The organism is Promicromonospora sp. NPDC050249, from assembly GCF_040656015.1.
GTDB lineage: Bacteria > Actinomycetota > Actinomycetes > Actinomycetales > Cellulomonadaceae > Promicromonospora.
The window spans coordinates 164,311-178,865 of sequence record NZ_JBFAKY010000005.1 but is presented as its reverse complement, the minus strand read 5'-3'; the positions used below and the strand labels follow the sequence as shown (position 1 = coordinate 178,865).

Annotated in this window: 12 protein-coding genes and 1 riboswitch; of the genes, 4 read left to right on the top strand and 8 right to left on the bottom strand. The window is 72.3% G+C overall.

Going from position 1 to position 14,555, the window contains the following annotated elements; translation table 11 throughout:
* The first annotated feature begins 174 nt into the window (after positions 1 to 174).
* The gene (locus AB0I32_RS05805; protein WP_357503810.1) at positions 175 to 1,686 is read left to right on the top strand and encodes an amidase; all 1,512 of its coding nucleotides are present in this window, start codon (positions 175 to 177) and stop codon (positions 1,684 to 1,686) included.
* A 14-nt stretch (positions 1,687 to 1,700) separates the two neighbouring features.
* On the opposite strand, the gene AB0I32_RS05800 is transcribed toward AB0I32_RS05805, so the two are convergent.
* Together AB0I32_RS05800 and AB0I32_RS05795 are read right to left on the bottom strand one after the other, a co-directional pair.
* A complete protein-coding gene (locus AB0I32_RS05800; RefSeq protein WP_357503808.1) occupies positions 1,701 to 3,122 on the bottom strand; it encodes an aminotransferase class V-fold PLP-dependent enzyme in 1,422 nt (473 codons plus the stop codon).
* Positions 3,123 to 3,153: 31 nt separating this feature from the next.
* Positions 3,154 to 3,267: riboswitch (SAM riboswitch) on the bottom strand.
* A gap of 44 nt (positions 3,268 to 3,311) precedes the next feature.
* Complete coding sequence (locus AB0I32_RS05795) at positions 3,312 to 4,097, bottom strand: aminoglycoside phosphotransferase family protein (RefSeq protein ID WP_357503806.1); 786 nt, start codon at positions 4,095 to 4,097, stop codon at positions 3,312 to 3,314.
* A gap of 230 nt (positions 4,098 to 4,327) precedes the next feature.
* Between AB0I32_RS05795 and AB0I32_RS05790 the strand changes: the two genes are divergently transcribed.
* Together AB0I32_RS05790 and AB0I32_RS05785 are read left to right on the top strand one after the other, a co-directional pair.
* A complete protein-coding gene (locus tag AB0I32_RS05790) occupies positions 4,328 to 4,777 on the top strand; it encodes a rhodanese-like domain-containing protein (RefSeq protein WP_357503804.1) in 450 nt (149 codons plus the stop codon).
* Complete coding sequence (locus AB0I32_RS05785) at positions 4,774 to 6,039, top strand: O-succinylhomoserine sulfhydrylase (protein ID WP_357503802.1); 1,266 nt, start codon at positions 4,774 to 4,776, stop codon at positions 6,037 to 6,039. The genes AB0I32_RS05790 and AB0I32_RS05785 overlap by 4 nt, the downstream gene beginning before the upstream one ends.
* A 15-nt stretch (positions 6,040 to 6,054) precedes the next feature.
* Here the strand turns inward: AB0I32_RS05785 and AB0I32_RS05780 are convergent, their stop codons facing one another.
* Positions 6,055 to 8,556: a glycoside hydrolase family 3 N-terminal domain-containing protein gene (locus tag AB0I32_RS05780; RefSeq protein ID WP_357503800.1), complete on the bottom strand. Its 2,502-nt coding sequence runs from the start codon at positions 8,554 to 8,556 to the stop codon at positions 6,055 to 6,057.
* 123 nt (positions 8,557 to 8,679) lie between these two features.
* Between AB0I32_RS05780 and AB0I32_RS05775 the strand changes: the two genes are divergently transcribed.
* Entirely contained in the window at positions 8,680 to 9,462 is a 783-nt protein-coding gene (locus AB0I32_RS05775; protein ID WP_357503919.1) for an MBL fold metallo-hydrolase, read from the top strand.
* Positions 9,463 to 9,598: 136 nt separating this feature from the next.
* Here the strand turns inward: AB0I32_RS05775 and AB0I32_RS05770 are convergent, their stop codons facing one another.
* From AB0I32_RS05770 to AB0I32_RS05750, 5 genes are all read right to left on the bottom strand, one after another.
* The gene (locus tag AB0I32_RS05770) at positions 9,599 to 10,744 is read right to left on the bottom strand and encodes a GNAT family N-acetyltransferase (protein ID WP_357503798.1); all 1,146 of its coding nucleotides are present in this window, start codon (positions 10,742 to 10,744) and stop codon (positions 9,599 to 9,601) included.
* A 27-nt stretch (positions 10,745 to 10,771) separates the two neighbouring features.
* On the bottom strand, positions 10,772 to 11,521 hold the full coding sequence (gene purQ, locus AB0I32_RS05765) for a phosphoribosylformylglycinamidine synthase subunit PurQ (RefSeq protein WP_357503796.1): 750 nt from the start codon (positions 11,519 to 11,521) through the stop codon (positions 10,772 to 10,774).
* On the bottom strand, positions 11,521 to 11,817 hold the full coding sequence (gene purS, locus AB0I32_RS05760) for a phosphoribosylformylglycinamidine synthase subunit PurS (protein ID WP_357503794.1): 297 nt from the start codon (positions 11,815 to 11,817) through the stop codon (positions 11,521 to 11,523). Before purS ends, purQ begins: the two co-directional genes overlap by 1 nt.
* A gap of 104 nt (positions 11,818 to 11,921) precedes the next feature.
* On the bottom strand, positions 11,922 to 12,680 hold the full coding sequence (locus AB0I32_RS05755; RefSeq protein ID WP_357503792.1) for an alpha/beta hydrolase: 759 nt from the start codon (positions 12,678 to 12,680) through the stop codon (positions 11,922 to 11,924).
* A 143-nt stretch (positions 12,681 to 12,823) separates the two neighbouring features.
* Positions 12,824 to 14,455, bottom strand: coding sequence for a glycoside hydrolase family 6 protein (locus tag AB0I32_RS05750; protein ID WP_357503790.1), 1,632 nt, complete (start codon positions 14,453 to 14,455; stop codon positions 12,824 to 12,826).
* Between the last annotated feature and the right edge of the window lie 100 nt (positions 14,456 to 14,555).

Here is a 14,555-nt window from a genome sequence, read left to right as displayed (position 1 = left end):
GGCACACCTCTGTGGCGCCTAAATAGGTGACAGCACTCCACGAACATATGCCGGAGAAGCGCATTCTGCGCGACAGGATTTGCCGCCGCGCCACGCCTTTACGACATTCAGGATCTTTCTCCGCGCCGCGGTCGAGCGCCCGGCCGGCGGTGGCGGAACACATAGCCTGGCCGGATGGATGCCCTGCATGAGCGGACCGCCGTCGAGCTCCGCGACCTCCTCGCCTCAGGGGAGCTCACACCCGCCGAGATCACCGACCACTTCCTCGAGCGGGTGGAGCGGCTGAACCCCAGCGTCGGGGCCTTCGCCACGGTCACCCCGGAGCTCGCCAGGGAGCGGGCGGCAGCACTCCAGCGGGACGGCGACGGGCCGCGCCGTGACGCGCCCCCGGCGTCAGGCAGCCTGTGGGGACTACCCACGGGCGACAAGGACCTGTGGAACCGCGCGGGCGTACCCACCGGGTTCGGGTCGCGCGCGTTCGCGGACCTGCCGCCGGCCCAGGAGAGCGACGAGATAGTCCAGATCCTCGACGCCGCCGGCATCGTCAGCCTCGGTAAGACCGCAGCGCCCGAGCTCGGTTTCCCTGCCTACACCGAGCCGGTCCACACCCCGCCCGCGCGCACGCCGTGGGACCTGACCCGCGGCGCCGGCGGTTCGAGCGGTGGTGCGGCCGCGGCGGTGGCGGCCGGCATGCTGCCGTTCGCCCCCGGGTCCGACGGCGGCGGATCGATCCGGATCCCGGCGGCGGCCTGCGGCGTCGTCGGGCTCAAGCCGACGCGAGGGCTCCTGCCCGCCGGCAGCGGCGTCGACTCGCTGGGCGGGCTGGTCGTGAACGGACCGATCGCACGCACGGTCGCCGACACCGCCCTCCTGCTGGAGGCGATGCTCCCGAGGCGCGCCGGGGGCGACGTCGCGCACCCGTACTCGCTGCGGGCGCCGTCCTACGAGGCGGGGTCCTACCTGGCGGCGGCCCAGCACGCGGCGCTGCCCGCGCCGGGAACGGGCGGACGCGGGCCGGGAGGCAGCGGCGCACGCATCGGCGTGACCACCTCGTCGGCCTGGGACGGGTTCTACGACATCAGCGTGTCACCCGAGGCACGCGTCGCGCTCGAGGTCGGCGCGCGGGCGCTGTCCGGGCTCGGGCACGACGTCGAGGAGACCACGCTGGCGCGGGCCCCCGAGTACGCGCCGGCGTTCCGGACCCTGTGGATGGGCGGCGCCTCCGCGGTGCCGATCGACGACCCCGAGACGCTCGGCAGGCTGGAGCCGCTGACGCAGTGGCTGATCCGGTCGGGACGCGACGTGCCCGCGCGGCAGCTCGCCGAGGCGGTGCGCACGCTCACCGCCTTCGAACGGTCCCTCGTGGCCCAGGTGAGCGCGTACGACGCCGTGATCACGCCCGCGCTCGCCCTCACGCCCCGGCCCATCGGGTGGTACGACGCCGAGGACCCCGAGCGGAACTTCGAGCAGCAGTGCCAGTACACGCCGTTCACGTCGATGCTCAACGTCGCGGGGCTGCCCGCGATCACCGTGCCGACGCACTGGACCGAGGCCACCCCCGAGGCGCCTGCCGGGCTGCCGATGGGCGTGCAGATCATCGGGCGGCCGGGCGGCGAGCTCACGCTGCTGGCCCTGGCCGCGCAGCTGGAGGCGGAGCTCCCCCGCCCGCGGATGTTCCCGGTCTGACGCCGAACCGTAGGTCAGTCCACGTCCGGGAGGCAGCCGAAGTCCTCGTCGAAGCCCAGGGCAGCGGTCGCCAGCAGGCCCGCGAGACCCGAGCCCTCCGGGACGGGGCGCGGGTCGTCGGTCACGACCCAGAGCCCGTCGACGACGTCGTACCCGGCCTGCGGGCCCTCGGCCACCAGCCGGCCCAATGCCGCGATCAGGCGCTCGACCTCCTCGCCCGCGGTGCCGACACCGACCGAGGCGCGCACCGCACCGGCGTCGAACCCGAGGCGGCCGAGCAGCGGGTGGGCGCAGAACCGGCCGTCGCGCACGCCGATCCCGTGCTCGGCGGACAGGTAGGCGGCCACGAGGCCGGGGTCGTAGCCCGCCACGGTGAACGTCACGACGCCTACCGGGTCGACGGCGTCGGCCCACACGCGCACGACCTCGACGCGGTCGATCGCCTCGAGCCCCGACACGAGGCGGCGGCGGAGCGCGTTCTCGTGCGCCGCGACGTCGGCGGGGGCGAGCGCGGCGAGCTCCTCGCACGCCGCGGCGAGGGCCACCGCACCGATGACGTTGGGAGATCCCGCCTCGTGCCGGGCGGGGCCCTCGTGCCATTCGGTGCCAGCGACGCGCACGCGCCGCACGGCGCCGCCACCGGCGAGGTACGGCGTGCCGGCGTCGAGCCAGTCGCGGCGGCCCACCAGCGCGCCCGCGCCGAACGGGGCGTAGGTCTTGTGCCCGGAGAAGGCGAGGTAGTCGACGCCGGTGGTCTCCAGGGAGATGCGGCGGTGGGGGACGAGCTGGGCGCCGTCGAGCACGACGCGGGCGCCGAGCTCGTGGGCGACGGCGACGATCTTGTCGACCGGGAGCGACTCCCCCGTCACGTTGGAGGCGCCGGTGAGGGCGAGGAGGGCGAACGGGCGTTCCGCTGCGGCGGCGTCGATAAGCTCCTCGCGGATCTGGTCGAGCGTCTCGGCGACCGTCGCGCCGCCGGTCAGGACGGTCGCGTCCGTGCCGCGCTGCCAGGGCAGCAGGTTCGCGTGGTGCTCGACGTCGAGGACGAGCACGCGGCCGGGCTCGCCGTCGGGCTGCGCCGGGACGCAGCCCGCGAGCAGGTTCAGGGAGTCGGTGGTGTTCCGCGTGATGATCGTCAGGTCGTCCTCGCGGGCGCCCACGAACGCTCCGATGGTGCGCCGGGCGGTCTCGTAGAGCGCGGTGCTCACCTGGGAGAGGTACCCGGCGCCGCGGTGCACGCTCGCGTACAGGGGCAGTACCTGGGTGACACGGTCGGCCACGGCCTGCAGGGCAGGTGCCGACGCGGCGACGTCGAGGTTCGCGTACGGGACCCGGCTGCCGTCGACCAGCGGGACGAGGGTCGCGCCGCCGACCACGGGCCGCAGCGGGGCGACGTCGGCGACCGCGTCGTCACGGGTGAGGGTGGTTGCAGACATGACGTCCTCCAGCACAGTCCTGGGGGAAGATCCCCCGCGCTTGCCACGCGCGGCTGCGCGCGGCCAGGTCGTCACCCGGGGCACCCCACCGCGGTAGGAGGGTTGCCGACCAGCGAGCCGGGGCTTGACGCTGGCACTCATGACCTGACGTCATCCTGTGCTCCGGCAAAATCCCTGTCAACGCTCGTCTCAGATATTGGTCTCACGATTCGGTCGCCCTGGCTGTGAGATGAGGGCGGCGATCCGGTCGGCGTCGGCCCGGTACATCGCGGCGTGCTCCCGCAGCTCGGCCGGTCCGTCAGCCTCCGCCCGGGCCTCCGACCAGCCGGCCAGGTCGTGAAGCTTGTCGACCATCGCGGCCAGCACCTCCCCGCGCCGGAACGGAGTCCCGTACGCCTCGGTCAGCGTGTCGAGCCGCGCCATCGGGTCCACGCGCCCGATGTCGTAGGCGACGCCCGCGAAGGCGTCCGCAGAGAACGGCGCGATCCGGTAGGCGAGGTACGCCAGGTCGCGGACCCGCGGGCCGGGCGAAGCGGTGTCGAGGTCGAACAGGCCCGTGAGACGGCCGTCGCGGAAGACCATGTTGTACGGCGCGGCGTCGTTGTGGCAGATCACCTCGGCGGGCTCGGTCGCCGGGAGACGCCAGACGGCGTCCGACCGGGGGAACCCGGCGGTCGCGTCGTGGAAACGCCGCAGGAAGCGGCCCGCCTCGGCCAGGACGTCCTCGGACCAGAGCCACGCCGGAGCGGGCCAGCCTGGGACGTCGCCGGGCAGGTACGAGACGATCTCCCGGCCTTGGCCGTCGAGGCCGAGCGGTGCGGGGACCTCGGTCATCCCGGCGGCGCGGACATGGGCGAGCAGGCGCTGGATCGTGGGCGTCCAGGGGCCCGCCTCCCGGTGGACGCTGTCGCCGATCCGTACGACGCCGGTGGTGTTCCCGCCGGTCAGCTCCTGCTCGTCCACAGCATCATCCACAGCGTCATCCACAGCTTCCACAGACTTGTCCACAGTGCCATCCACACCCGGGACGATATCCCGACCAGTGTGCGAGACGGCATCCCACCTACCGGACGTGGTGTCGTAGGATCACAGCGACCATCCCGAGCGGCCGAGTGACGTGGCACGACGACGCCGCAGCAACCCAGCGTTCCCGCCCCTGGCGAGAACGGACGAGGGTGCTACCGCCACGACCGATGGAGGAGCACATGAGCGTCCCCGCGCACGTCGAAGCCCGCCCCGCCGACGGCTACGCCGGCGACATCACGCCCCAGGAGGCCTGGGACCTGCTCGCCGCCGACCCGGCCGCCACCCTCGTGGACGTCCGCACCGAGGGCGAGTGGCGCGCGATCGGCATCCCCGACACGGCATCCCTCGAGAAGCAGCCGGTGTTCAGCGAGTGGGTGCGTGCCGGTGGCCGCCCCAACCAGCAGTTCCTGGAGGAGCTCAAGGCCGCGGGCGTCACAGACGGCCCCGTCGTCTTCCTGTGCCGCTCCGGCCAGCGTTCGATCGGCGCGGCACGGCTCGCCACGGCGGCCGGCATCGCGCCGTCGTACAACGTGCTGGAGGGCTTCGAGGGCGCACCGGGAGCCGACGGCGTCCGCGACCAGCAGGGCTGGAAGGTCGCCGGGCTGCCCTGGACGGAGGGCGCCCAGTGACGGTCACCGGAGCCTTCCCGGCCGACGCGATCCCCGGTGGGTCAGGCCGCAAGCCGCTGCCCCGGAACGTCCGGCCCGCGACGCTCGCCGTGCGCGGCGGGCACCAGCGGACCGAGTTCCAGGAGACGGGCGAGGCGCTGTTCCTCACCCAGGGCTACGTCTACGACTCGGCGGCCGAGGCGGAGGCCGCGTTCGCCGGCGACATCGACCGGTTCGTCTACTCGCGCTACGGCAACCCGACGGTCCACACGTTCGAGGAGCGCCTGCGCCTGCTGGAGGGCGCTGAGGCCTGCTACGCGACGGCGACAGGGATGTCCGCGGTGTTCACGTCGCTCGCCGCGCTCGTGCAGTCCGGATCGCGGATCGTCGCGGCCCGGGCCCTGTTCGGGTCCAGCGTCGTGATCTTCGAGGAGATCTTCAAGAAGTGGGGTGTGCGCACCGACTACGTGGACGGGCACGTGCTCTCCCAGTGGGAGGCGGCGCTCTCGACGCCTGCCGACGTCGTGTTCTTCGAGACGCCCTCCAACCCGATGCAGGACATCGTGGACGTGCGTGCCGTCGCCGACCTCGCGCACGCCGCCGGGGCGACCGTGGTGCTCGACAACGTGTTCGCCACCCCGCTGCTGCAGCGGCCGCTGGAGCTGGGCGCCGACGTCGTCGTCTACTCCGCGACCAAGCACATCGACGGACAGGGGCGGGTGCTCGGCGGGGCCATCCTCGGCACCACCGAGTACGTGACCGGGCCGGTCCAGACGTTCATCCGCAACACCGGGCCGTCGCTCTCGCCCTTCAACGCGTGGACGCTCATCAAGGGGCTGGAGACGCTGCCGGTGCGGCTCGCGGCGCAGGGCGCCGGCGCGCTCGCCGTCGCGCACGCCCTGGAGGCGCTGCCCGGGGTGGGCGCCGTGCGCTACCCGTTCCTCGACTCCCACCCGCAGGCCGAGCTGGCGCGCGCGCAGATGAGCGGCGGCGGCACGGTGGTCACGTTCGACCTCGCGGTACCGGAGGGCACGGACGCCGAGACCGCGAAGAAGCGGACCTTCGGGTTCCTCGACGCCCTCCAGGTGATCGACATCTCGAACAACCTCGGCGACGCGAAGTCGCTCATCACGCATCCCGCGACGACCACGCACCGCAAGCTCGGTGCGGTGGGGCGCGCCGCCGTCGGCATCGCGGAGACCACGGTGCGGCTCTCGATAGGCCTGGAGGACACGCTTGATCTGATCGAGGACGTGGAGCAGGCGCTGGCTTCGGCGCGCTGAGCTCCGCTGGTCGGGTCAGTCTTCGCGCGCCTCTGTCAGGAGGCGGAGGGCTTGGGCCTCCTTGCCCTCCAGCTCGGCCACGTCGGACTTGGCTATCGCCTTTGCGGCCTGCGGCGGGACGCCGTGGGTCGGGTCCAGGACCGTGTTCTGGAGGGCTTGGCGGTGCTGGTCGAGGGTCGACGTGCGGCCGCCTGTCGAGAGGCCCCAGCCGAACGGGAAGAGCGGGTTGTAGTTCTCGTCGCCCACGTTGACCACCGGGTCGTCCGCCGAACGGGGCCAGGAGAGCGGCAGGCGACCCGTGAATCTGCGCTCGCCGAAGAGCACGTCGGCTACGCCGTCACCCTCGCTGCCCGGCAGCCAGGAGGCGACCAGGGCGTCGATCGAACCGAGCTGCTCGGTGATCACCTGCGGCCTTCCCGACACGATCAGGACCACGCAGGTCTTGATCTCGGCGCAGACCTTCTCGACGATCTCTGCGTCGCCGGGCTGGAGGGACATCGACTTCTCCTCGCGGGGTACGCCGCCGTCGGCCGGGTCCCAGGCCCACTCGGGGCCACCCACGTCGCCGAAACCCTCGGCATACGGGGTCTCGCCTACTACGACGACGCCGACGTCGGCCCCGTCGGTCGGTGCGGACGCGTCCTCGCTGAAGGTGACGTCGTCGGCCGCGGCCTCGATGCCCTCCAGGATCGTGGTGCCCTCGGTGACGTCGCCCGAGAAGCCCTGCCAGGTACCGGTCCAGCCGCCGGCCTGGTTGCCGAGGTCGTCGGCGTTGCGGCCGGCCACGTAGATGCTGTCGTCGTCGTCCAGCGGCAGCGCGCGCCGGCTGTTCTTGAGCAGCACCTGCGACTCCGCCACCGCCTTGCGGGCGATCTCGCGGTGCGCGGCCGAGCCGATGTCGTCCGCGTGGGACCGGTCGGCGAAGGGCTCCTCGAACAGCCCCAGCTCGAACTTGGCGGCGAGGATCCGGGACACGGCGTCGTCGATGCGCTCCGGCGTCACCGCGCCGTCCTGCACCGCCGCGACCAGGCGCGTGTGGAACCGCTCGAACTGCGACGGCTCCATGAACATGTCCACGCCCGCGTTCACGCTGGTGACGATCTGGTGGGTGGTGGGAGAGTCGGTCGCGAGCGGCGGGATCTGGTGGATGCCCTGGTAGTCGCTGATGACGAACCCGTCGAAGCCGTGGTCCTGCTTGAGCCACCCGTTGATCAGCTCGTCGTGGGCGTGCATCTTCACGGGGTTGCCGAGGCCGTCGTCGGTCCAGTCCATGCTGGAGTAGCTGGGCATGACCGAGCCGACGCCGGCCACGATCGCCGTGGCGTACGGCGGCAGGTCCACGGCCTCGACGTGCCTGCGGCTCTGCTCGGTGATGCCCTGGTCCACCGTGTACTCGCCCTCGCCCGTGCCATAGGCGGTGTCGCCGTCGGCCACGAAGTGCTTGGCCGTCGCGAGGACCGACCGGCTGCTGTCCAGGCGCGTGCCCTGGAACCCGAGCACCGCTGCCGCGCCGAGCACGCTCGCCAGCGCCGGGTGCTCCCCGAACGACTCGTAGGTCCGGCCCCAGCGGTCGTCACGCACGACGCACAGGCAGGGCGCGAACGTCCACGGGATGCCCGTGGCCCGCGTCTCGGTGGCGACCATGCGCTCGGCCCTGGCGACGAGCAGCGGGTCGCGCGTAGCGCCGAGCCCGATGTTGTGGGGCAGGATCGTCGCGCCGGCCAGGTTGCCGTGCCCGTGCACGGAGTCGACGCCGTAGAGCAGCGGGATCTGCAGGCGGGTGGCGAGCGCACGCTCCTGGAAGCCGTCTATCGCGTCGGCCCAGCCCTCCGGTGTGTTGTCAGCGGGTGTGGAGCCACCGCCACTGAGGATCGAGCCCAGACCGAGCTCCGTGATCACCGCCGGGGAGCCGGCCACGTTGCCGCGCTCCGCCTGCGTCATCTGCCCGACCTTCTCCTTGAGCGTCATCCGGCTCACGAGGTCGGCGACCCGCTCGTCGACGGGCAGGCGCTCGTTCAGGTAGGGCAGGCCGTGCGCCCGGACGACGACGGTGGGGTCGGTCGAGACCTCCGCGTCACGCGACGCCAGCACCAGGGGGACGGTCTCCGCCGTCTCCCCCGCCTCGGACTCCCTCGTCCGGACGGTGATCGTGCGTTCGGTGCCCGACGGCGTACCCGCCGCGAACTCGAGGGTGCCCGCATCTGCCTCGTAGTCCGCGTCGGCGGTCGCGGTGCCGGAACCCGTGCGCCAGTCGACACTGACCGGCTCGGCGAGGACCGCGCCGTCCGCCTGGACGGTGACGGTGACGGTCGCGGTGTCGCCGTCCTCCACGAAGACGACCGGACCCGCGCTCACGACCACCTCGGCGTTCGCGGCGGCGGACGCCGCACCCGAGACGGGCGTGGGCACGAGCAGGGGCGTCACGGCGAGTGCCGTCACTGCGAGGAGTGCCGTTGCTGCGCGGAGCACCGTTGTGCGGGCGCTGGGGTGCTGCGCTGTGGCGTGGATGGCGAACATCCTGGGGTTCCTCTCGACCTTGGGAGGTGATTTACCGATCTCACACCGGAGTCCGTCCTCGCACAACCCCTGTTGACCACTGGATAAGGTGATGCGGTGGACTCCGTTGCCCCCTTCGTGTGGATGCTGCGCGCCGACAACCCCGGCCCGATGACCCTCGACGGCACCCGGTCGTACGTGCTGCGTGCGCCCGGCGCGTCGGGCTGTGTGGTGGTGGACCCCGGCCCGCTGCTGGAGCCGCACCTGGCCGCGCTGGCCGGGTCCGGCCCGGTGGAGCTGGCGCTCGTGACCCACCGGCATCCGGACCACACGGGTGGACTGGCCAGGTTCCGGGAGCTGACGGGGGCGCCGTCGCGGGGTGGGCTGCCCGAGTTCAGCGTCGGTGGCGGCGCGGGTGTCGACTCCCTGGCCGACGGCGAGGTGCTGGACATCGCCGGCCTGCGCATCGAGGCGCTGGCCACGCCCGGCCACACTGCGGACTCGGTGTGCTTCGTGGTGTCGGACGGGTCGTCGTCAGTGGTGCTCACCGGCGACACGGTGCTGGGCCGCGGGACCACGGTGCTGGCCGAGCCGGACGGCTCGCTGCGCGACTACCTGGCCTCGCTCGACCGGCTGAGCGCGCTGGACCTGCCGGGTCCGGTCCTAGGCCTGCCCGGGCACGGGCCGGTGATCCAGGACCTCGGCTCGGCGGTGCACGCGTACCGCGAGCACCGCCTGGAGCGGCTGGGTCAGGTGCGCTCAGCGCTCATGGGCCTCGGGGCGGAGCTGCCCGACGCCGGGTCACCGCTCCCGGACACGCTCCTGGACGTGGTGACGGGTGCCGTCTACGCCGACGTCGACCCGTCCGTCCTGATCGCGGCCCGCTCGTCGGTGCGAGCGCAGCTGGAGTACCTGCGGGGGCGGTGAGCCCGCTGACGAGTCGGCACCGGGGAAACAGGGACACCCCGAGCCGTGTTGCTGACAGTAGACAGCGTCTACTGTCAGCAACACAGCTCCGGAGTGTGGTCTCTCCCTGACACACTCCGTCCGAGCCGACCGTCACTTACACGAGCTTCTTGCCCAGGAAGAGGAGCAGCGGGTCGCCCGGGGCGTCGTGCGGCGGGAACGGCAGCACCGGCCGGTAGCCGAGCCGCACGTAGAGCCGCAGCGCCTCGGGCTGCCGGACGCCCGTCACGAGGTACAGCGCGAGCCCGCCCCGGCGTCGGGCACTCTCCTCGACCTGCCGGACCAGGGCCTTCGCGACACCTGCCCGCCTGGCGGACGGGTCGACGAACACGCTGCGCATCTCGAAGCCGTGCGGGTCCTCGGCGCCGAGTGCGTCGCCCGACTGCGCGAGCCCGGCATAACCGATCAGCGGGTCGGTCGTGAGGTGCGCGGGCCCCACCTGCGCCGTAGCGAGCGTCGCGCAGCCCGCCGGCTGCCCGTCGAGCGTCGCCAGGAAGGTCGCCCGCGCGTCGCGCCCTCGCTCGGCATCAAAGATGTCGTACCCGCCGCGCGCCTCGACGTCGCGTACGAGCTCTGGATAGCGCTCCTGGTGGAAGGCCCACATGCCGCGGCGCAGCGCTGCGGCGGCGGGGTCGTCCCAGGGCACCTCGCGAATCTCCGGGGTCCCGACAGGCTCGGGCAGCGACGAGGGCTCGACCGACGAGCGCGAGGGATCCGGCACCAGCCACTTGCCGAAGCACCGCGAGTCGGGCTCGTCCGCGAACACGCCGAACGGCTCGACGGGGTCGTAGCCCAGCCGCAGGTACAGCCCCAGCGACTCGGGCTGCATGAGCCCGCTCTCCAGGATCAGGTGCCGCACGCCCGCGGCGCGGGCCACGTCCTCCGCCGCCGTCATCAGGGTGCGGGACAACCCGCGACCGCGGAAGCCCGGCGCCACGTACACGCGCTTGACCTCGGCGGTCCCGTCGGGGTGCAGGCCGCCCTGGTGGTCGTCGCGGCCCGACAGGTCGCGCATCGCGGCATGCCCGGCAGGTTCGCCGTCGACGCGCAGCAGCAGGGTCGCGAACACGATCGAGGGATCCACCTGGTCGCGCGGGTCCGGTCCGGACGCCACCGGAGGCATGCCCGGCTGCGCGTACCGTGCGTCGATCTCACGCTGCTGCTCGGCACGCAGCCGGACGGCTTCGCCGTGGTCCCAGCCGACACTCTCGATGCTGATCCCCGCGAGGACCTCAGCGGCCATGCACGCCTGCCCGGACCGGACCGACGGTCACGCGTGGACCAGCGAGGACAGCACCGACGTGAAGAACGTCAGCCCGTCGACGCCGGCGCGCGGCCCTTCGACGGACGCCGGACCGAAGCCGGCCTCGACCGCGTGCTCCGGGTGCGGCATGAGCCCCACCACGTTGCCGCGGTCGTTGGTGATGCCCGCGATGTCGCGGCGGGAGCCGTTCGGGTTCGAGCCGTCGTAGCGGAACACGACGCGGCCCTCACCCTCGAGCTCGTCGAGCGTGCGCTCGTCCGCGACGAACTGGCCGTCCTGGTTCTTCAGCGGGATCTTGATCTGCTGCCCGCGGCGGAACTCGTTGGTCCAGGCCGTGCGCGCGTTCTCGACGATCAGCGACTGCTCCCGGCACACGAAGTGCAGGTGGTCGTTCTTGACCATCGAGCCGGGCAGCAGGTGCGCCTCGGTCAGGACCTGGAAGCCGTTGCAGATGCCGAGCACCGGCATACCGCCGTTGGCGGCGTCGACCACAGCGGCCATCGCCGGCGCGAACCGGCTGATCGCACCGGCGCGCAGGTAGTCGCCGTACGAGAAGCCACCGGGCAGCACCACGGCGTCGACGTCCTGCAGCGACGCGTCGGCGTGCCACAGCGACACGGCCTCGGCACCGGCCAGGCGGATGGCGCGCGCCGCGTCACGGTCGTCGAGCGTGCCGGGGAACGTGATGACGCCGATGCGGGCGTCCTCGATCCCGGGCATCGGCGTGGCGGCCGACGTCGGCTCGGTCGCCGACATCAGGCGTTCACCGGCGCGCCGCTCGCCTCACCGGCGACGTCGGCGTCCTCCGTGGCCTCGGTGACGGAGACCACGTCCTCGATCACCGGGTTGGACAGCAGGGTGGCTGCGGCTTCCTGAGCGGCCGCGAGGATCTCGGGCGTCACTTCACCGTCCACCTCGAGCTCGAACCGCTTGCCCTGACGCACACCGGAGAACTGGGTGAAGCCGAGGCGCGGCAGCGCTCCGACCACAGCCTTGCCCTGGGGGTCCAGGATCTCGGGCTTGGGCATGACCTCGACGACAACGCGTCCCACGAAAGCTCCTAGCTGACTGGCGAAAGGCGATGGGGATTCCGGGAAGAGTCTACGTGTGCGCCGGAGCGCCCCGCTGCCCAGGAGCAGTGACCTGCGCCGCGCCGTCAGAGCGTCAGGTACTGGTCCGCCCAGGCGCTGATGATGCGGGCCGCGCGCTTGGCCTGACCCGGCGCGGTGAGCAGGTGGTCCGCGCCCTCCAGCGACACGAACGAGCGCGGGTGCCGCGCCTCCCGGAAGATCTCTCCCGCGTTCGAGATGTCGACCGTGCTGTCGGTGGGCGAGTGCATGACCAGCAGCGGTGAGCCCATCTCGCGGATCTTCGAGCGCAGCTCGGCCCGCCGGACGTCCTCGACGAAGTGCCGCTTGAGCGTCAGCGCCCGCCCGCCCACCATCCACTGGGCGTGCCCGTCGTCGAAGACACGGCCCAGGACGGCGTCGTAGTTGTGCTCGGCGTGCCGCGGCTGGACCGGTGCGCCGATCGTCGCGACCGCCTGCACGCCCGGGACCTCCCCGGCGGCCGCGATCACGGCCGCGCCGCCGAACGAGTGCCCCACCAGGAGGTGGACCGGCCGCCCCTGGTCGGCCATGAACCGGCACGCCTGCACGGTGTCGGCGACCTTGTGCGTGAACGAGCCGTCACCCCAGTCGCCCTCGGAGTCGCCCAGGCCCAGGTTGTCGAACCGGAGCATCCCGATGCCCTCGACCGCGAGCTGCTTGCAGATCCTTGCGGCAGCCGGCGAGTCCTTGCCCAGCGTGAACCCGTGGGAGAACACTCCCCAGCCGCGGACCTCGCCCTCGGGCAGATCGACGATGCCCGCGAGGCGCGGCCCCGTGGTGCTCTCGAACGTGACGCGCTCAGCCACGACAACTCCCCTGTCGACAGGCGGCGATATTAACGTCACCCGAGTTTCGTGGAGATGACTCCGACACGCAGCGAGACGGTCTCGGCAGGCTCGACCACCGTTGGTCGAGCCTGCCGAGACCGCTTGTCAGCGAACGTCCCGCGTCAGCAGGCGCCCAGGTCCTGCCACACACCCCACTCGGACGGCGCGGGCGCCTGGCCCTGCGTCCACCACTTGGCGCGCCACTCGTGGCCGTTGTGCGAGACGGTGTTCCCGCCCACGTAGACGGCCGACGCGCTCCAGGCCGCCGCCGTGCACTCCTCGACCGGCGGGTCGGTCGGGTCGGTCGGGTCCGTCGGGTCCGTCGGGTCCGTCGGGTCCGTGGGATCGGTCGGGTTGATGGCCGGGTACGCGTTGGCGACCAGCATCTCGAACTGTGCCTGGAACCAGTGGCCCGACAGGGGCGCGCCCGCCAGTGCGCCCGTGAGCTTCCCGCCCAGCTCGCTGGACTGGTACGTCGGGTCGCACATCCGGTCGAGGCGCTTGCCCTCGTCGTTCGGGATCTCGGTCGAGGCGCCGTCCGACTCACCCGGGGGCTTCACCCAGACGTAGGCGTCGAGGTGGGACTCGGGGTGACCCGACGGCGTGACGGTGGGCCGCTCGCCGATTCCCGCGCCCGACGGGTTGCACCAGGCGCCACGGTGGTTCCGGCGGTCCACCTTGGACTGGTTCACGTAGGTGTTGAGGTCGGTGGAGGTGCTGGCCGCCGTCGGACGGGCCGAGCCGCCCCAGCCGTTGCGGCCGGTGTCGATGAGCATGCCGATGCTGGAGGGTGCGCCCTGCGCGACCATCAGGTCGTAGAGGTGCGCCGTCCAGTCGGTCTCGTCGAAGTCCGGGTTCCACTCGAACCAGCCGGCCGACTTGATCGGGCTGCCGCCGACCTGGAGCTCGGGGTTGGGCAGGAATGGCTCCTCGAGCGGCGTGGTGTTCGCCGTGTTGGTGATGAAGCCGGACACCGCGGACCACCCGTAGGTGCCGCCCTCGATGACGTTGGCGAACTCCTGCGCGGCGCCGCTGGAGTTGTTCGGCCAGCCGAGCCAGCCCGAGTGGCCGGCGTCGATGTAGGAGTACACGTTGCCGACCTCGTACAGCTCGGTCAGCGCGTACCGCACGCCCTCGCGGTAGTACGGCGCCGAGGCCGCGCAGTCGGCGTCGGACTGGTTGGTCACGAGGTTGGGGAGGGAGTCCGGCTCGATCGTGGCGACGATCCGCAGGTTCTCGTACTCCGGCTGGTTCAGCAGCGCGGCGATCGGGTCGATGTACTCGGTCTTGTACCGCTGCATCCCTGCCGCGGTGGCCGGCAGCTCTCCGTTCGAGGCGAGGGCGTGGCAGTCGCGGCCCGGCAGGTCGTAGATGACCACGTTGAACACGAAGGGCGAGCCACCGGACTGGGCATCCGCCTGGTCGAGGTGCCACTCCAGGCCGTGCTGGCGTTCCGTGCCCGCGATCGCCGCTATCCGGTCCATCCAGACCGACGTCGGCTCGTCGGCGATCGCCAGCATGTCGGCGGCGACGCCCGCGTTGCCGACCTGACCGGCGGCCGTCTCGACCAGGTCCGCCCAGTCCGGGTTGACGTACTGCCCAGCCCCGACGAACGGGTTGTCCTCGAGCGCGACGGCCGGCGCACTCCCGGCGACCAGTGCTGGCGCTGCGAGGAGTGCACCCACTGCTGCCGCCGCCACGGTGCGGGACCTGCGTGGGGATGTGCCGCGCGTGCGGCGTTGTGCTGTGGACACGGTGACCTCCGTTGGCCGTACCGAGCGCGTCCGCACCGGCACAGGAGGCCGTTGGCGACACGCGCACCGCGGCGGCTCGTTCCGCCGTGGCATGTCGCTA